This window comes from Dietzia sp. HMSC21D01 (genome assembly GCF_001815995.1).
In the GTDB taxonomy this organism is placed as follows: domain Bacteria; phylum Actinomycetota; class Actinomycetes; order Mycobacteriales; family Mycobacteriaceae; genus Dietzia; species Dietzia cinnamea.
Genome location: NZ_KV823793.1, coordinates 4397 through 4661, shown reverse-complemented (window position 1 = coordinate 4661; position 265 = coordinate 4397). Strand labels below are relative to the sequence as shown.

1 pseudogene is annotated in these 265 nt (G+C 75.5%); it reads left to right on the top strand.

The window, feature by feature from the left end:
• A pseudogene (locus HMPREF3086_RS18875) lies at positions 1-265 on the top strand (HNH endonuclease); the annotation flags it as partial.

The following is a 265-nucleotide window of genomic DNA, read 5'->3' as shown; positions in this document are numbered from 1 at the left end:
AACGCGTCGCCGAACACCAGGCCGCCGACGACGACGCCACCGCCGCTGCTGCCGCGCGGACCGCCGACCCCGATACCGACCCGGACGAGCCGGAGCCGAACTACTCCACAGCCGAACGCCGCGCCGACGCCCTGATGTCCCTGATCTGCGGCGACACCCCCACCCGGCCCGACGCTGCCGACACGTCCAATGACGCTCACGGCGCCGCGGGCGCGCCCGCCACCGCGGGCGGTCGGGCTCCGGTGTTGCGGCCGAAGGTCACCGT